This is a genomic window from Marinobacter lacisalsi (genome assembly GCF_042651045.1).
In the GTDB taxonomy this organism is placed as follows: domain Bacteria; phylum Pseudomonadota; class Gammaproteobacteria; order Pseudomonadales; family Oleiphilaceae; genus Marinobacter; species Marinobacter lacisalsi.
Window position 1 is genome coordinate 426,886 of sequence record NZ_JBHSDI010000001.1, and the last position, 17,779, is coordinate 444,664.

Genomic DNA, 17,779 nt, shown 5'->3' on the forward strand with positions numbered 1-17,779 from the left:
TTGAATAATCCCGTGAATGCCGACAACCAGACCGCGGACAATCTGATCCTGGCGGGCATCGACCTGTTTGGCGAACACGGGTTCCGCAGCACCACCACCCGTATGATTGCCACGGCGGCCGGTGCCAATATCGGCTCCATCGCCTATTACTTCGGCAACAAGCATGGCCTGTACCTGGCGGCGGCCCGGCACATTTCCACCCGGCTGCGGGAAGAGCTGCAGCTGGAAACGATGGGCGTTACCCATGACCACGCCCGCACCCTTGACCGGGAACAGGCCCGTCAGCTGCTGGAACAGCTGGTCCGCCGCATGGTCCGGCTGTTCATGCAGAAACCGGAAGCCCGCCGCTGGCTGATGCTGGTCATGCGGGAGCAGGCCAACCCCTCCGAGGCGTTCGATATCCTGTATCGGGATGCTTTCGAAAAGGCCCATGTCACGGTAACCACCCTGGTAGGTGTATTGATGACGATGGAGCCATCAGATCAGCGGGTGATCCTCGAAGCCCACACCCTGGTGGGCCAGATCGTGTTTTTCCTGGTGGGGCGGGTGCCACTGCTGCGGCGGCTGGGGGCCTCGGACCAGTTCGACCCCAACACCGTCCGGCAGGCCGAAGACGTAGTGGTTTCCCACGTACATCGCATTACCGCAGTGTAACGCCCGTGGCCGTTGAAGCCCTCCTGCAGCTGCTAGTCTCTGGGAACACCCTTAAGGAGGAAAGGAGGGCAGCACGATGGCGGACAGCGATCAGGGCAAGACCGCGCAGCTCTATCGGATGGTCATGTCGGAACACCTGTGCCCGTTTGGCCTGAAGAGCAAATTCCTGCTTAAACGCAAGGGCTACCGGGTAGAGGATCACCACCTGACCACCCGGGAGGAAACCGACGCCTTCCAGGAAGACCACAATGTAGACACCACACCCCAGACCTTTATCGATGGCCAGCGTATCGGGGGTTACGATGAGCTAAGGGAACATTTCGGGCTCGATGACCCGGAAGATGAGACCAGCTACCAGCCTGTGGTCGCCATTTTCGGCACCGCCCTGCTGATGGCCATTGCCGTCATGTGGTTCTTCAACAGTGCGGTGGTCTCACTGATAACTGTCGAGAAGTTTGTGGCCATTGCCATGATCCTGTTGGGGCTGCAGAAGCTTCAGGACGTGGAAAGCTTCAGCACCATGTTCCTCAATTACGACCTGCTGGCCCAGAAGCAGGTGGGCTACGGCTACTTCTACCCCTTCGGCGAAACCTTTGCCGGCATTCTGATGCTTGCGGGTGCACTGATCTGGCTGGCGGCGCCGGTGGCCCTTTTCATTGGCACCGTGGGTGCGGTTTCCGTTTTCAAGGCCGTGTACATCGACCGGCGGGAACTCAAGTGTGCCTGTGTGGGCGGTAACAGCAATGTCCCCCTCGGCTTCGTTTCGCTGACCGAGAACCTGATCATGATGGGCATGGGGATCTGGATGCCATTGCGAATGTACGTTTTCTGATACCGATCCACACTTTGTGGCTGACAGGTTGCCAGGCAATAACCATGGCTCCATTGGGCTTCTGTTGGACTATTCCACTTACGAATCTATTGCCAAACCGTCACTTGGTAGCCTCAGGGAGCCTTGCTAGCTTTGGGTGTAACGTGATCTGTGTCACATCACGTCCGATGGTTCCGCGGCTAAGGGCAGCGGGCCAGTCCACAGGAGTTAATGGAATACAGGAGTTCACTATGATGCGCACACGTTTGGTTCGGGCAATGGGCATTTCGCTGGTAGCCGGTTCCATGGCATACGGCCTGACGGCGAACGCCGCCGAGGGACTCTACTCAGCCGACGATCTGATGGACGCGGAGGTTTACAACAGCAACGGCGAGGAAGTCGGTGAGGTGGAAGACATCCTTATGGATGACGGCATGTCGGTCCATTCGCTGATTATCAGGACCGGTGACGTATTGGGCCTGGGTGGCCGCGACGTGGTCGCCGAGCGCGGCAGCTTTACCGTGCGCCTGGAGCAGGATGACGACGGAGACGATGCCTTCGATGATCAGGACTATCAAGTTCATATGGAGACAGGCAACGAGGACATCAAGGCATTGCCCGAATACGATGAAAGCTGGTGGAACCAGACCAGCGCGAGCCTGCAGCAGGCCTGGGAGAACACCAAGGACATCAGTGAAAGTGCCTGGGAGAATACCAAGCAGGCCACATCGTCAGCCTGGTACAACATCCGCAAAGGTGCCGAGGAAATGGGCGACGACATCGAAGAAGCCACCAACTGATCCAAGGATACCTGCCCCTGCTACGGAAGCGTCCTGAGGGGCGCTTCCGGCCTTCCCCTTACCGCTTTCCTCTTGATATCCATCTAAAGTCTAAGGTCCTGCGTTGGCAGTCCGAATCTGTCTGGTCTAGATTTATCCGGATCACAGCATTCAAAAAATACCGGTCAGACCAACAATAAGGACATTCCCATGCGAAAGCGCTCCCTCCTGAAGTTTTCCACCAGCCTGCTTGTTTCCTACTGTCTGGGCATCTCGCTCTCAGCACAGGCGGAAGGCCAGTACATTATGGGCACCGCCACCACCGGTGGCACCTATTACCCCGTGGGCGTGGCCATCTCCACGCTCATCAAGGTCAAGCTGGAGCCCACCGAGAACATCTCCGTGTCCGCCATCAGCTCCGCCGGGTCCGGCGAGAACCTCAAGCTGATGGATGAGGATCAGGCCCAGTTCGGCATCCTGCAAGGGCTCTATGGCGCCTGGGCATGGGATGGCAGCGGCCCGGTGCCCAAGGCCTACAAGAACATGCGGTCGGTCTCCATGCTGTGGCAGAACGTGGAACACTTCGTGATCCGCAGTGAGATGGCGGACTCCGGCACCATCGCCGACATGAAGAACCTGTACGGAGAGAGCTTCTCCATCGGGGCCCGCAACTCCGGTACCGAGGGCTCCGGCCGCTTCATCCTGGGTAATGTCGGCATTGACCTGGACCAGATGGATATGGCTCACATGGGCTACGGCCCCAGCGCGGATGCCCTGCAGAACGGCAGCATTGATGGCATGAACATCCCCGCCGGTGTGCCGGCTTCGGCGGTTACCCGGGCCTACGCCAATATGGGCGACGACATCGTCACCCTCAATTTCACCGGGGAACAGCTGGCGAAGGTGAACAGTAACTTCGACCTCTGGTCCGCCTACGAAATTCCAGCCGGTACCTACCCGAACCAGGACGAGGTCATCAATACCATCGCCCAGCCCAACATCCTGGCGGTGCGGGATGATGTATCCGAGGAAGACGTTTACCAGATCACCAAAACCATCTACGAGAACCTGCCGTTCCTGAACAATATCCATGCCGCCACCAAGGCCATGGCTCTGGAAAAGGCCATTGTGGGTCTGCCCATGCCACTGCACCCGGGGGCCCAGCGTTTCTATGAGGAGCAGGGCATCGAGATTCCGGACCGCCTGAAAGCCGATAAAGGTTGAATAGCGAAGCAAGCCTGCGGGCATGAAAGGAAGTCGTAAGTGACGGAACCGCGCAGTGATGATGCCGGGGTGGACGCCCGGCTGGACAAGATCCGTGAGGAAAGCCCGAAGGAGGCGCCGGAGCGCCTGGATCACCCGGTGATCGGCCGGGTGATCTTTGTGCTGGCCATCGGTATTGCCCTGCTGCACCTCTGGTTCAACACCTTCTCCACCCTGTCAGAGCTGTGGACATCAGCGCTGCACTTCGGCCTGTTCGGCCTGCTCTGTGCCCTCGCCATGCCTCTGATCCGCAGTGAAAGATCTGGCGTGCAACGGGCGGTGTTCTGGGTTGACCTGGTGCTAGGACTCGCGGCCCTTGGCTGTGCGCTGTACCTAATGGGTTTCGAGGACGCGCTCTATGATCGAGGCGTCACTTTCTCCACGGCAGACTGGGTGGTGTCGATCACCGCCGTGGTCCTGGTGCTGGAGTTCGCCCGCCGCACCACTGGCTGGTTCATTCCCTGCCTGTGCATTGTCGCACTTACCTATGTGGCCTGGTGGGGGCAATATGTGGAGGGAATGTTCAATTTCCCGGGGCTGACCTGGGAAACCGTACTCTTCCGCTCCTTCATCGGGGGGCAGGGCATGCTGGGCTCCATCGCCCGCATCTCCTGGACCTACGTGTTCATGTTCATCCTGTTCGGCGCCTTCCTGGTGAAGTCCGGGGCGGGGGACTTCATCATCGATCTGGCTCGCTGTGCCGCCGGCCGCTTTATCGGCGGGCCCGGGTTTGTGGCGGTGTTTTCCTCCGGGCTGATGGGCTCGGTGTCCGGCTCCAGTGTGGCCAATACCGTATCCACCGGCGTTATCACGATTCCGCTGATGCGCAAGGCCGGGTTTCCGGCCCGGTTTGCCGCGGGTGTCGAGGCAGCCGCGTCCACCGGTGGCCAGCTGATGCCGCCGGTGATGGGGGCAGGGGCCTTTATCATGGCCTCTTACACCCAGGTTTCCTACGTCACCATCATCGGGGTCGCGGCGCTGCCTGCGTTGTTGTACTTCCTGTCGGTGGCCATGTTCGTGCGCATCGAGGCGAAGCGCAGCCACGCGGTCAAGCTGGAGGACGAGAACGCAGAAACCTTCGGCCAGGTACTCAAGGGCGGCTGGCATTACCTGCTGCCGCTGTTGGTGCTGGTGGCGTCGCTAATCTACGGCTTCACCCCCACCTATGCCGCCGGCATCGCCATCGTGTCGGTGGTGGTGGCGTCGTGGATTGCCCGCAAGCCCATGACTCTCACCGATATCCTCGAGGCCCTGGCCCAGGGCACCCGCAATATCATGACCACGGCGATCCTGTTGATAACGGTGGGCCTGATTGTGATGGTGATTTCCACCACCGGTATCGGTAACACCTTCTCGCTGATGATTACCGAGTGGGCCGGTGGCAGCCTGCTGATTACCATCGTACTGGTGGCGCTGGCGTCGCTGATCCTGGGCATGGGGCTGCCGGTCACGGCGGCTTACATCGTACTGGCCACCCTGTCAGCACCCGCTATCTACCAGTTGATCGCCCAGAGCCAGCTGATCGAATTGATGGCCAGCGGCAACCTGCCGGAGCAGGCCAGGGCGATCTTCATGCTGACCTCGCCGGAAGCCACGGAACTGCTCAGCGCGCCCATGGAACGGGCACAGGCGGTGGCGATGCTGGCGGAGGTGCCGGCAAACTTCAGCGGGCAGTTGCTGGAGCAGGCGCTGTCACCCCATGCCCTTACCATGGCCCTGGTGGCCGCCCATATGATCATCTTCTGGCTGTCACAGGATTCCAACGTCACGCCGCCGGTCTGCCTGACCGCGTTTGCGGCAGCGGCCATTGCAGGCACCCCGGCCATGCGCACCGGGCTGACCGCCTGGAAGATCGCCAAGGGCCTGTACATTGTGCCGCTGCTGTTTGCCTACTCGCCGCTGATTTCGGGCACGCCGCTGGAGATGCTAAAGGTGTTCCTGTTTGCCCTGTTCGGCATGTACGCCATCATCGCCGGCCTGGAGGGCTATCTGGAACATCCGCTGAAATGGTGGCTGCGGGTGGTGATGTTCCCGGTGGGTGCGCTGATGCTGTGGCCCCATGGCATGATCTGGATCGATCTGGCGGGGCTGGTGATCTTTGTTGCGCTGCTGGTATGGAGTGCCCGTTGGAAGGCCGGGCCTGTTCCGGCCACAGCGGCCTGAGAACGGTGTCGTGACCTTCTCCCTCACCCTTTGGGAAATGGTGGCCCTGGTGGCCATTGGCGGCGTCGCCGGGTTCATCAATGTGCTGTCCGCCGGTGGCTCCATGCTGACGCTGCCCATGCTGATGTTCCTGGGCCTGCCGGCGCAGGTGGCCAACGGTACCAACCGGGTCGCCATCACCCTGCAGAGCATCACCGCCGTGGGCAGCTTCTTCCGGGCCGGGCACAGCAACCTGGCAGTGAGTATCCGCCTGGCCATTCCCGCGGTGGCCGGCTCCCTGCTGGGGGCCTGGACCGCTACCTGGATTCCCCAGGCCATCTTCGAGGGTGCACTGATCGCCGCCATGATCGGTGCCTCGGTCTTCATGCTATTGCCCCAGCCAAAGCTGGATACCCGCCCGCTGACCCCGAACCGCCTGGGCGTGGTGGAGTACCTCGCCCTGTTCCTGATCGGGTTGTACGGCGGCTTCATCCAGGTAGGCGTAGGCGCGCTGTTTGTGGTGGTGCTCTACCGGATGCTGAAGATCGACCTGCCCCAGGTCAACGTGATCAAGGTATTCATCATCCTGATCTACACCCTGCCGGCCCTGGCCATCTTTGCCTTCAAGGGCCAGGTGCTGTGGGCCACCGGCCTGGTGCTCGCCCTCGGTAACATGGCCGGCGCCATGGTGGCGGTGCGGGTCAATATGGGTCGGAAGGGCGCTCAATGGATCAAGTGGCTGACCCTGGTCATGGTGGCGGCAATCCTGGTGCGGCTGATTATTTACTAGCAATCCGGATGGGCTTATCCCGTTTGGCCGGGTGCGAATAATGGATAGGCGACATGCTCACAACAGTGGCATAGCACGCCTGGCCAGGGTGGTCTAAGCTCAGCGTTGATAAGGATGCGAACTGGTTCCCGAAAGGAGGCGCCCCATGCACGACGATACCCTGCCCCCGGTTGTCAGTGGTCGTTACCACTTCACGCCGGGGATGGACCCGGAGCAGTCTTCCGAAGCGTCGTTAAGGGTTGTCGTAAGGGTAGACGTGGACGGCCCCGAGGCCCTGGATCATCTCTCGGTGGAGGTGGTTCGCCGTTTTCCAGCGGTGACTGCCCATGGGGTGGCCCGGGTGACCGCTGACCGGGCGCGGGACCGTGACAGGATCCTGGAAGCGGATCTGTACTATCTGGATGGCGATGCCAATCTGCTGCCGGGGCGTCGCCTGGTGTTTGAGGCCAGCGGCCTGCAGGCAGGTGGCCAGCCCACCTTTACCCTGAGCTTTGCCGACCGCCGGGGCCTGGGCAGCTACCCGCTGTGGTTCCGGTCCCGCTACTTCGATCCGATTGAATTCGAGGTGGACCGGGTCGAGAATGCCGGCCCGGTGGTTCATCAATACCGTACCGATGCTCACCCCAACCGTCCCTCTGATCTTCCTGCAAACACGCTGACCCTGGCGAACGTCTATGAGCAGGCGGGCTTCAGCACCGGCGTTTCGGCGGACTCAGGCCCCATACCACTGGTTGAGGCGGGGGCCGACGGTGCCTGGTCCGACAGTGAAATGCACAACGCCATGGTGACCTATTGGTCCCGTTTCGCGGACCGGCCCCAGTGGGCCCTGTGGGTTCTCTATGCGAGCCTGCACGAACAGGGTGAGATGCTTGGTGGAGTCATGTTTGATGACATTGGCCCACACCATCGCCAGGGCACGGCTGTCTTTACCGAAAGTTTCATCAATAACCCTCCTCTGGATGATCCGGCGCCGCAAGCCTGGCGGGAGCGCATGCAGTTCTGGACCGCCATCCATGAAATGGGGCACGCCTTCAATCTGGCCCATTCCTGGCAAAAGGCCCTGGGCGACCCCTGGATGCCCCTGACGAACCGGATCGAGCCTCGCAGTTTTATGAACTACCCGTTCAATGTTGAGGGTGGCGAAGACGCCTTTTTTTCCGATTTCCGCTTCCGGTTTACCGACGAGGAGCGGTTGTTCATGCGCCACGCCCCCCGGCGCTTTGTGCAGATGGGCCATTCCGACTGGTTTCAGAACCATGGCTTTGAGGCGCCCGGGGATACCGAGGGTGGAAGCCCGTGGCAGTTGCAGCTCCGGCCCAATCGGGAAGTGAACGCTTATGCGTTCCTGGAGCCGGTGGTGATGGAGCTGAAACTCACCAATCTGAGCCCGGGGGACCGATCCGTCGACCCGGATCTCCTTGCTTTCGGCAACGACGTCATGCTGTTTGTCCAGCGGGACGGGGCGCCATTGCGCCGCTGGCGGAACATGACCACCCGCTGCTATCGAGCCACGACCATGCGCCTGGCTCGCGGGGAATCCATTTACGGTTGCCATAACATCAGTTGTTCAACCGGTGGCTGGCTGATTGATGAGCCCGGGTTCTACAAGGTGCAGGCAGCGCTGGAGGTGGATGGCCGCATCCTGGTGTCCAACATCCAGCGTCTTTATGTGGCGCCGCCCGCACAGCCGGAAGAGAATCGTCTGGCGCCAGACTACTTCAGCGAGGACGTTGCCCGCGCCCTGGTGTTTCATGGCGTTCCGGCGCTGCCCGGGGCCATGTCGTTGCTCAGGGAATTGGCTGCCCGCTGCCCGGAAAACCCGGCGGCTTTGCACGCGGCCCTGGCCTTTTCCGCCCCGGACCTGCGTGATTACAAAGTGTTGGATGACGAGGGCGCGGACCGTTTTCGGGTGCGATGCCATCGGGCCCGATTGGGGGATGTTGCGGTCCTGCAGCGAGACACGCTACTGAGTTCCGCCGGACGGGCCGCTGATACCTTCGGCCACATTGCCTATTTCCGGGCGCTGGAAGATCTGGCCGACGCCCTATACCGGCATGGCGATCAGCAGGGTGCGCGGGGGGTAAGGCAAGCTGCTGTGGACACCATGAAACAGCGTGCGGTGTCGTCATGGGTCATTCGTCGTGCTGAGGACCATCTCGGCCAGTTTTAGTCATCTTCAAGCCTGCTCTGGCCCACTCACCAAGGGCCACCGACTATTGCATTGCCATCTGGCAGCGCACCGAAGTCCGCCGTGGTGCCTCCTGATACCGGTCCGTTATGGGAACGGGCCGGTTAATTGTGTCCTGTACCGGAGGTCAAAATGAGCAACACCAAAGGTCGTATCGCTGTTGCTGGCAGTTTGCTGCTGGCCCTGTCTACCGCCCAGGCGGAGAACCTTCCCTCAGTGGAAGACCTTGTCAACGAGTTCTGGAGCCCGGAAAGCCTCTCTCCCTTCGAATGTCGGCTCGGTATCCTGAACAACTCGCCGCTGGGTCTGCCCCGATGTATGCAGGCGAGTAACATCCAGTACCATCTGGATATGTTCTCCGCCATTGCTGACGCCAATGACGGCAATCGCGCCGCCGGCCTCCCCGGCTACAGCGCGTCGGTGGACTATATTCGGGAAACCCTTGAGAGCGCCGGCTATGAGGTGACGCTGCAGTCCTTTCCATTTACCGCGTTTTATCCGGTCGCCGAGGGGGAATTGCAACAGCTGGCGCCAACGCCGGAGGACTATGCCTGGGACGAGCAGTTCACCTATCTGTCCCACACTGACGACGGCGATGTGTCCGGTTCCGTGGTTGCCGTGGATATACAGCCCGGCCCCGGCAATACATCCACCAGTGGTTGTGAAGCGGAGGATTTTGCGGACTTCCCGGCCGGTGCCATCGCCCTGGTGCAGCGGGGCAGCTGTACGTTCGGAGCCAAGGCTGGCAATGCCGCTGATGCCGGCGCTGCCGGGGTGCTGATTTTCAATCAGGGTGACACCGAGGACCGTACCGGTCTGATCAACGCCACCCTGGGCGAAGATTACAACGGTGGCATACCGGTGTTTTTCACTACCTACGACCTGGGCATCGCCCTGGCGGAGCAGGCCGGCGCCGAGATTCGTATGGTGGCGAATGTGGTGCGGGAGCAGACCGAAACCCAGAACGTATTGGCTGAAACCCGCCGTGGCCGCGATAACAATGTCGTGGTGGTTGGCGCCCACCTGGATTCGGTGTTCGAGGGGGCTGGTATCAACGACAACGGTTCTGGCAGCGCCGCGGTACTGGAACTGGCCCTGCAGATGGCGAAGGCCAAACCCCGTAACAAGGTGCGCTTCGCTTGGTGGGGTGCCGAGGAATCCGGCCTGGTAGGATCGACCTGGTATGTGCAGAACCTGAGCGAAGAAGAGAAAGAGCGGATCGCTGTCTATCTGAATTTCGATATGATCGCCTCCCCCAACTTTGGCTACTTCGTCTATGACGGTGACGGTTCCGATTTTGACCTGGCCGGCCCGCCGGGGTCCGCGGCCACGGAGGCCCTGTTCGAGCAGTACTTCCAGCTTCGCGGGCTGCCCTCGGAAGGCACGGAGATCAGTTTCCGTTCCGATTACGCCCAGTTCTTCGAGGAGGGTATTCCCTTCGGCGGTTTATTTACCGGAGCGGAAGTGGAGAAGACCGAAGCCCAGGCTGAGCTTTATGGCGGTGAGGCAGGCGTTGCCTTTGATCCGTGCTACCACCAGGGTTGTGATGACCTGACCAACACCGACTCGCGGGCCCTGGAGATCAACGCCGACGCCATGGCCTATGTCACCGGCCTGCTGTCACGCTCGACCCGCAAACTGGCGGATGATCAGCCCACCGAACCGGAGGGCGCGCAAATGCTGCAGTCGGTTCAGTTCGAGAAGACCCATTGGGGCAAGTACTGGATAAGATAGTCTGAGAGCACTGAATGGTTTCCGGAGCTCCCTGTGCCGTCAGCAGTGGGGCTCCGGCAGTGTGGTGACCTCCGGAGCCGGCGGTCGGGTGAAAGTGAAGATCTCGTAGGTTTCCTGGTCGAACATGGCGATGTGGCTGATGTGTTCCACCGGAATCACCACCCGGAAGTGTTCCAGGTCCAGGCGACCGGTGTGGTCACCCTTCATGCCCATGAAGCGGTAGTAGGCTTCGTAGTCTTGGGTGTCCACCAGCTGCAGGTCGGCTTCGCGGCGATAGCCGCTTTTCATGGGCAACAGGGCAAAGGTGCGCACGCCGCCGGTTTCCGGGGTGAAGTCCACCACCTTGCCGGCATACCACTTGCGGGACTTGAGGGTGACCGACACCGACATGTTGAACACGGTGGCATCCAGCAGCAGCTTCTCCAGGTGGTGTCCACTGCATTCATACGCCAGCTTCGATACCCGGAACACCTTGTTCCGGGCCCGGATATGGCTGTAAATCGCGAACAGCACCGAACCGATCAGCGCGAAGGTAGCCACGGAAATCTGATGGGAGGTGATTTCCTCCAGGCCAAAACTCAGCCAGGACTCTCTCACCTGTGCCAGGGGGTAGCCGATAAGATTGAACAGGTAGGTGGGCAGGTTCAGGACATCAAGAACAACGGTGACGAGAAAGCCGAAAACCACGCACCATAGGCCCAATAAACCGATGCGGAAATAGTAGTCCCAGCCGGTGGAGCGGCCCTGGCGGAAACGGGTGGGCAAGTGATAGTTGGCGACAATAAAGCCGCACACCAAAATGAAGAAGATGTAGAGAAAGCCCACAGCGGCGCTACTCCGCAGCGGCTTTCGGGGACTCCTCCATCGGTTCGCCAAGGTCGTTGGCGTTCTCGGCGTACAGCGAGCGGCAGAAGCTCTCGCTGTTCAGGTCAACACTGACGGCGCCGTTGTCATCAATGCGGAAATGGTCCCCATGCTGCTCCACCGCCTTACGGAGGCGCGCCTGGTAGGCCGATTCCTCATTGTTGGAAAACAGTCTGAATACCTTCATGTTGCTCTGATCTCCCGGCAGTTCGTCCGTGACCCGGTCTGTGTTTACGAATACGGGCTTATGGGAACACTTTATACCATGGCTGGTGATTTTTCGACCGGGGTGAATGCTGCGGTTCGCAGCCTTACCCAGACGGGATACTAGTGAACAGTAGTGATTCTCAACGGTGGCTGGTATTATCCAGGCCAGTGTTCTGGTGCCACGGAGTCGGCGACTGTTCCCCCTACTTTCCTGTTCTCGACCCATCCACCGTGTAGTCACTAAATAACGGATCGTATTTTGATTGGTTAAGGAGAAACCAAGGATGACACTGAGAATTGAAAATTCTGTCGGTAAAAAAGGCATCAACCGTTCTGGTGATGTCAAGCTGGTCCAGGCCCTCATTAACACGATTTCCCTGCCTCAGTTTGATGCCAAGTTGGTTGTTGATGGGCTATCCGGGCCAAAGACCGAGCGTGCAATATCAAGCTTCCAATCAGCGGTCGTAGGTATGATGAGGCCGGATGGAAGGGTGGATCCGGGTGGCCGGACACTCCGGGCGCTCACTGCAAATTTAACTGCTACTGAATCAGAACAAATCAAGCTAATGGTTGCGCACCCCGGAGCGAGAATAAAGGCACCTGAAATCGATCAAAGACGGTTCCGGGCAACAGCGCAAAAGCTGAACGAGGTGGTTGTTTATCATGAGTCTGTCCCGGCCAGTGCGAGGCTGGTTTCAGAGTACAGCAAACGGATAGTAGCAGCGGCAGCCTTGGAATCCGGCATGAGCCGCGCCGTGATTACGAGTACCTTCAGGACCTATCAGCAGCAGGCTACGATTATGTTGCGTAATGCCAAGGTAGATCTTGATAAGCAATATAGGTTGTATGGTGGGCATGGTGATGCTGTGCTGGATATATATGATAAAAACAAAGGCTTAAGTGATCAGGAGATAGTGGTTCTGATGGTCGATAAGATCAGAGAATTACATGCTTCTGGTGATTATGTCAGCAAGCATTGTGTGTCGCCGGAAAGCTATGTTAACTACAACGTTTTTGATCTTGGTGTGAACTCTAATAGGGCCGTAAACCCCAATTTTGATGCGAGCGCTTTTAATAGTGCTCTGAAGTCCTACAAAGAGAAGGGATTGATCGCAGGTTTGATAGATGAAAGAACCAAGTCTAACAACTGCTGGCATGTTGAGATAAAGGTGGAAGTGAGAAATGTTGATCACCTTTGGGATAGGGTGCTTAAATCCAGCAATATGGCCTATGCTTGAGGGAGCTATTCAATGATTAGACGGATCTTTGGGGTGCTGATCGCCCTCGTTTATTGCGCATCGAGTCTGGCCTCGGACTGCGATTACGAATCTGGTTTTGTGGATGGAAGGCGTATTGTTACGGATGAGGGTGTTGTCAGCGCTAGCTGGCTTGAGCCTGATTATTCGGCTAGGGGCGGACACCAGCAAGCAATGCGTATTGTGTATGACAATGGTGATGTTGTCCTGATTGAGCACCAGTACTGTTACATGTATGAGGTTAGTATTACGGTCACATGGTCGGAAGCGCCGGGTCAGGCAGCTGAAATTTCCCAAAGGCTGGCCGATTTGTTTAATGGGCATTCTGCCTTAGAGTCGAATGATGAGCCTATAGCTCCTATATTATTTGAAGCCCTTTCCTCGATGCCTCTTGATGCTGAGAATCCAGTCTCCCAGTCTGTTCCGGATGTTATCAATATTCGCGAGTCTACTAATGTGGAGGGACAGATAACTGTCGCAAATTATCCGGGTTACCTGTCAGGAATGAAGTACATAACGAGTTTGTACGTAGGATTCGGCGGCATGCCGTAGCCATCGGGCGGGGGTCACAACCCCCGCATCCACTCCGGCCTCAGGCGGGCCCGCTCCGGAGTGTTGATGGCAGTGCGCACCTGCTCCAGCATGCGTTCCTTGTCTCGTCCCAGGGTGCCCTTGAGCACCAGGTAGTTGGAGGCGTGGTCGCTGCGGAAGATGGTGTGGTCGAGCTCCAGGTTTTCCAGCAGCTTTTGCGCCTCCAGGAACAGCTCATGCTGGTCCAGGGGCTCGAAGTCCGGGAACTGCTCCCTGTAGCGTTCCATGCCCTGGGGGAAGCTGACCACGAGGGTGGAGAGGAATTCCGGCTGGGTGTCGTTCATCAGCTTCGCCGAGTTGATGGCGTGCTGGTCGCTCAGGCTTTTGCCGCCCAGGCCGTTGAGGATCATCACCGAGCGCTTGATGCCGGCTTCGCCGATTTTCAGCAGGGCGTCCTTGGTAGACTCGTAGGTTTCGCCCTTGTTGACCCGACGCAGTACCTCATCATCGCCGGATTCCGCACCAACGTAGAGCATGTGCAGCCCGGCATCGTGCAGTTCCTTCAGTTCCGCCACCGACTTGCGCTTCAGGTTACGGGGCAGACAATAGGAGGTAACCCTATGAACATCCGGCAGATGTTCGCGGATGGCCTCCAGAATCCGCAGCAGGCGCTTGGTAGGCAGGATCATTGCATCACCATCGGCAAGGAACACCCGCTGAACGATCAGCCGTTCGCCACACTTGCGGATTTCCTCCAGTACCTCGTCTTCATCCCGGGCCCGGAATTTTTTCTGCGGGTCGGTGTACATCTCGCAGAAGGTGCACTTGTTCCAGGAGCAGCCGTTGGTTACCGGCAGAATCAGCGAGTTGGCCTCGCTGGGTGGGCGAAACACGGGTTCAACGTAGTGAATAGGGAATTCGTGCATGGTCAGACAGCTCCCGGGGGTGACTCAGAACAGTCACACAGGTTAGCGAATATGAAGGCGACTGGGAATCAGGGGATGGTGATATGGGGCGACCTGACAGTCTGTTAATCCGGCCGCATTGAAATCCCCCGGCACTCACCCCGCGTTACACAGGCAGTAAACGTATATGTCACGCCGGGTACCAGTGACGGGATGCCCGGAGAATGCGCCTTATAGATAGGGCCTATGGGTCAGTTAAAGGCAATCAATTTGAGGAATCAGGATAGACGGTCTATCTTGGCCACCTCAATCAACTTGAAGGAGAGAAAATCAATGACGACTCTGGTCAACACCGAGATTAAACCGTTCAACGCAACTGCTTTCAAACAGGGCGAATTCGTTGAAGTTTCCGACGCTGATGTAAAGGGCAAGTGGTCCATCTTCTTCTTCTATCCGGCCGACTTCACCTTTGTTTGCCCGACTGAGCTGGGCGATGTGGCGGACAAGTACGACGAGCTGCAGAAGCTGGGCGTTGAAGTATTCTCCGTGTCCACCGACACCCACTTCACCCACAAGGCCTGGCACGACAGCTCCGAGACCATCGGCAAGATCCAGTACTACATGGTGGGTGACCAGACTGGCACCATCACCAACAACTTTGGTGTGATGCGTGAAGGCCAGGGCCTGGCAGACCGCGCCACCTTCCTGGTGGATCCGGATGGCGTTATCCAGGCCATGGAAATCACTGCCGAAGGCATTGGCCGTGACGCTGACGACCTGCTGCGCAAGGTCAAGGCTGCCCAGTACGTTCGTAACCACCCGGGTGAAGTCTGCCCCGCTAAGTGGAAAGAAGGCGAAGAGACCCTGTCTCCGTCCCTGGACCTGGTTGGCAAGATCTGAACCAGCCCGGATCGATTGGGGCCTGCCAAAGCAGGTCCTGCGCTTTCTACAGACCCCGGCCAGGCCGGGGTTTGTTGTATCTGGCCGGTCCGTAGATTGTCAGCCTCACATTGTTCATAGCAGGCGCCTATTAAACGCTTAAGGTCAATTAATTTGAGCTTGTTGGCTTGTGACCTTATCTTGACTCATATCCTGATCAACTGACTGATTGACCGGTTACGGTGTCAGTTCACACATTTGTCCAGAGGGGAAACAAAACATGTTGGATGCCAATCTCAAGGACCAGCTCAAGGCTTACCTGGAAAACGTCCGCGAGCCTATCGAGCTGGTGGCCGCCTACAACGACAGCAAGAAGTCCCATGAGCTGAAAGAGCTGCTGGAAGAGATCGAGCCGCTGTCTGACAAGATTGCGTTGCGTACCGACGATGACCAGAGCGTCCGTCGTCCGTCATTTGCCATCAATCGCGTCAACTCGGACGTCGGCGTACGCTTTGCCGGTATTCCGATGGGCCATGAGTTCACCTCTCTGGTGCTGGCCCTGCTGCAGGTTGGGGGGCACCCGTCCAAGGCATCCCAGGAAGTGATTGAGCAGATTCAGTCCCTGGATGAAGAGCTTGAGTTTGAAACCTTTTTCTCCCTGTCCTGCCAGAACTGTCCGGACGTGGTGCAGGCGCTGAACCTGCTGAGCATCATCAACCCGAAGATCCGTCATACCTCCATTGATGGCGCGCTGTTCCAGGACGAGGTCGAGCAGAAGGAAATCATGGCGGTGCCGGCGGTATGGCTGAACGGCGAACCCTGGGGCCAGGGCCGCATGACCCTGGAAGAGATTGTGTCCCGCCTGGATTCCAAGGCCAGTGAGAAGGAAGCCGAAAAGATTAACCAGAAGGAAGCCTTCGAGGTGCTGGTTATCGGTGGTGGCCCGGCCGGTTCGTCCGCTGCTATCTATGCGGCTCGCAAGGGTATCCGCACCGGTATCGCCGCTGAGCGTTTCGGTGGCCAGGTGGCCGACACCATGGGTATCGAGAACCTGATTTCCGTGCCCTACACCGAGGGCCCGAAACTGGTCGCCGCCATGGAGCAGCACGTCAAGGAATACGACGTGGACATCATGAACCTGCAGCGTGCCGAGAAGCTGATTCCGGCTTCAGAGACCGGGGGCTACCATGAGATCCGGCTGGAAAACGGCGCGTCGCTGAAGGCCCGTAGCCTGGTGCTGTCTACCGGTGCCCGCTGGCGCCATATTGGTGTGCCGGGTGAGGAAGAGTATCGCAACAAGGGTGTTGCCTACTGCCCGCACTGTGACGGCCCCCTGTTCAAGGGCAAGCGTGTGGCGGTGATCGGTGGTGGTAACTCCGGTGTCGAAGCGGCCATCGACCTGGCTGGCATTGTGGGTCATGTGACCCTGCTGGAATTTGCCGATGAACTGAAAGCCGATGATGTGCTGCAGAAGAAGCTTCGCAGCCTGAAGAACGTGGAGATCCTCACTTCTGCCCAGACCACCGAGATTACCGGTGAGGGCGGCAAGGTGAATGGTCTGACCTACAAGGATCGCAACAGCGGTGAGCAGCACCATGTGGCCCTGGAAGGTGTGTTCGTACAGATCGGGCTGGTGCCGAATACCGAGTGGCTCCAGGGTGACATTGACCTGAGTCGGCATGGCGAAATCATTGTCGACGAGCGCGGTGAAACGTCCATCCCCGGTGTCTTCGCTGCTGGCGACGCCACCACGGTGCCTTACAAGCAGATCGTCATCTCTATGGGCGACGGGTCCAAGGCTGCTCTGAGCGCCTTCGACTTCCTCATCCGTCACGAAGTGCCGGAAAGCGAAGAAGAAGCTGCGGCCTGAGTCCACGACTCCTGATGAGAAAACCCCGCGCCTTGACTGGCTGCGGGGTTTTTTTGTGCCGGGCCCAACGTACAGGATCAGCGGGAGCCGATATTGCCGTCCCTGTCGGAAATAACGATCTCAACCCGGCGATTTTCCTGACGTCCCGCCGAGGTATTGTTGCTGGCCTTGGGGTACTCTTCGCCGAAACCCTGGACCAGGATCCGGTCCGGGGCGATACCATCGGCCAGCAATTCCTGCCGGACGGATTCCGCCCGTTTCAGGGACAGTCTCTTGTTGTAGGCGGCCTCGCCGATGCTGTCGGTGTAGCCTTCCACACGCACGCGATAGTTCTCGAACTCTTCCATGAACTCGGACAGCTTGTCCACGGTCCGTTTACCACCGGGCTTGAGTTCTGCCTCGTCGATATCGAACAGCACATCCCCCAGGGTCATGACCATGCCCCTTTCGGTCTGCTCCGCCTGCAACCGGTCCATCTGCTCCCTTAGCATGCGGGCTTCCATCTCGGCGACCTGGGCCCGTCGCTCCCCGATGCGGATACGCAGATCATCGCGCTGACGCTCGGCTTCGGCCACTTCCTCTTGCAGCCCGGCCCTGAGGGCATTTTCCCGGGCGATCTCAATGTGGCGGTTGGCCAGATACACCTGGTGGTCGATCAGGTCAGTGTCGGCTTCTTCCTGAAGCAACGTCTCTGCGCGGTCGAGGGCCTGGTCGGCGTCCCTGAGATGGGACAGGCCATTGCGGGCAACGTCCGGGTTGTCGACGGCGGCATCATAGGCTGCCCGGGTTTCCTGCAACCCTTCGTGCTGTTTTGGTGCGCTGGCGCAGGCGGACAACAGTGCCGTCAGGGTGATTACGGAGCCTGCGGTAAACCATTGCTTGTTCATGTCGTCTCCCTGTGGGTCA

Annotated in this window: 16 protein-coding genes; 12 read left to right on the forward strand and 4 right to left on the reverse strand. The window is 58.9% G+C overall.

Features of this window, described 5'->3' with window-relative positions; genetic code table 11:
* From ACFOZ5_RS01965 to ACFOZ5_RS02000, 8 genes are all read left to right on the forward strand, one after another.
* Window positions 1-654: a CerR family C-terminal domain-containing protein gene (locus ACFOZ5_RS01965; RefSeq protein ID WP_379885050.1), complete on the forward strand. Its 654-nt coding sequence runs from the start codon at window positions 1-3 to the stop codon at window positions 652-654.
* 76 nt (window positions 655-730) lie between these two features.
* Complete coding sequence (locus ACFOZ5_RS01970) at window positions 731-1,486, forward strand: MauE/DoxX family redox-associated membrane protein (protein WP_379885051.1); 756 nt, start codon at window positions 731-733, stop codon at window positions 1,484-1,486.
* A 230-nt stretch (window positions 1,487-1,716) separates the two neighbouring features.
* On the forward strand, window positions 1,717-2,265 hold the full coding sequence (locus tag ACFOZ5_RS01975; protein ID WP_379885052.1) for a PRC-barrel domain-containing protein: 549 nt from the start codon (window positions 1,717-1,719) through the stop codon (window positions 2,263-2,265).
* A gap of 189 nt (window positions 2,266-2,454) precedes the next feature.
* Complete coding sequence (locus ACFOZ5_RS01980; protein ID WP_379885053.1) at window positions 2,455-3,468, forward strand: TAXI family TRAP transporter solute-binding subunit; 1,014 nt, start codon at window positions 2,455-2,457, stop codon at window positions 3,466-3,468.
* A gap of 39 nt (window positions 3,469-3,507) precedes the next feature.
* Window positions 3,508-5,670 (forward strand): TRAP transporter permease, encoded by a 2,163-nt coding sequence (locus ACFOZ5_RS01985; RefSeq protein WP_379885054.1) that lies wholly within the window; start codon window positions 3,508-3,510, stop codon window positions 5,668-5,670.
* A gap of 10 nt (window positions 5,671-5,680) precedes the next feature.
* Window positions 5,681-6,439 (forward strand): sulfite exporter TauE/SafE family protein, encoded by a 759-nt coding sequence (locus ACFOZ5_RS01990; protein WP_379885055.1) that lies wholly within the window; start codon window positions 5,681-5,683, stop codon window positions 6,437-6,439.
* Between the two features lie 145 nt (window positions 6,440-6,584).
* Window positions 6,585-8,609, forward strand: a complete 2,025-nt coding sequence (locus ACFOZ5_RS01995; RefSeq protein WP_379885056.1) for a hypothetical protein — start codon at window positions 6,585-6,587, stop codon at window positions 8,607-8,609.
* A gap of 150 nt (window positions 8,610-8,759) precedes the next feature.
* The gene (locus ACFOZ5_RS02000; RefSeq protein WP_379885057.1) at window positions 8,760-10,361 is read left to right on the forward strand and encodes a M28 family metallopeptidase; all 1,602 of its coding nucleotides are present in this window, start codon (window positions 8,760-8,762) and stop codon (window positions 10,359-10,361) included.
* 39 nt (window positions 10,362-10,400) lie between these two features.
* Here ACFOZ5_RS02000 and ACFOZ5_RS02005 read toward each other — a convergent pair whose 3' ends face one another.
* Together ACFOZ5_RS02005 and ACFOZ5_RS02010 are read right to left on the reverse strand one after the other, a co-directional pair.
* On the reverse strand, window positions 10,401-11,186 hold the full coding sequence (locus ACFOZ5_RS02005) for a hypothetical protein (protein ID WP_379885058.1): 786 nt from the start codon (window positions 11,184-11,186) through the stop codon (window positions 10,401-10,403).
* Window positions 11,187-11,193: 7 nt separating this feature from the next.
* Window positions 11,194-11,412 (reverse strand): hypothetical protein, encoded by a 219-nt coding sequence (locus tag ACFOZ5_RS02010; protein WP_379885059.1) that lies wholly within the window; start codon window positions 11,410-11,412, stop codon window positions 11,194-11,196.
* A gap of 304 nt (window positions 11,413-11,716) precedes the next feature.
* Here ACFOZ5_RS02010 and ACFOZ5_RS02015 point away from each other — a divergent pair, with 304 nt between their 5' ends.
* Together ACFOZ5_RS02015 and ACFOZ5_RS02020 are read left to right on the forward strand one after the other, a co-directional pair.
* Complete coding sequence (locus ACFOZ5_RS02015; RefSeq protein ID WP_379885060.1) at window positions 11,717-12,670, forward strand: peptidoglycan-binding domain-containing protein; 954 nt, start codon at window positions 11,717-11,719, stop codon at window positions 12,668-12,670.
* Between the two features lie 12 nt (window positions 12,671-12,682).
* On the forward strand, window positions 12,683-13,240 hold the full coding sequence (locus ACFOZ5_RS02020) for a hypothetical protein (protein WP_379885061.1): 558 nt from the start codon (window positions 12,683-12,685) through the stop codon (window positions 13,238-13,240).
* Window positions 13,241-13,254: 14 nt separating this feature from the next.
* On the opposite strand, the gene ACFOZ5_RS02025 is transcribed toward ACFOZ5_RS02020, so the two are convergent.
* Entirely contained in the window at window positions 13,255-14,151 is an 897-nt protein-coding gene (locus tag ACFOZ5_RS02025) for a radical SAM protein (RefSeq protein WP_379885418.1), read from the reverse strand.
* Window positions 14,152-14,457: 306 nt separating this feature from the next.
* On the opposite strand from ACFOZ5_RS02025, the gene ahpC reads away from it, so the two are divergent.
* Both ahpC and ahpF read left to right on the forward strand, forming a co-directional pair.
* Window positions 14,458-15,024 (forward strand): alkyl hydroperoxide reductase subunit C, encoded by a 567-nt coding sequence (gene ahpC / locus ACFOZ5_RS02030; protein WP_379885062.1) that lies wholly within the window; start codon window positions 14,458-14,460, stop codon window positions 15,022-15,024.
* A 259-nt stretch (window positions 15,025-15,283) separates the two neighbouring features.
* Window positions 15,284-16,873: an alkyl hydroperoxide reductase subunit F gene (ahpF, locus tag ACFOZ5_RS02035; RefSeq protein ID WP_379885063.1), complete on the forward strand. Its 1,590-nt coding sequence runs from the start codon at window positions 15,284-15,286 to the stop codon at window positions 16,871-16,873.
* A gap of 77 nt (window positions 16,874-16,950) precedes the next feature.
* Here ahpF and ACFOZ5_RS02040 read toward each other — a convergent pair whose 3' ends face one another.
* The gene (locus ACFOZ5_RS02040) at window positions 16,951-17,760 is read right to left on the reverse strand and encodes an OmpA family protein (protein ID WP_379885064.1); all 810 of its coding nucleotides are present in this window, start codon (window positions 17,758-17,760) and stop codon (window positions 16,951-16,953) included.
* Between the last annotated feature and the right edge of the window lie 19 nt (window positions 17,761-17,779).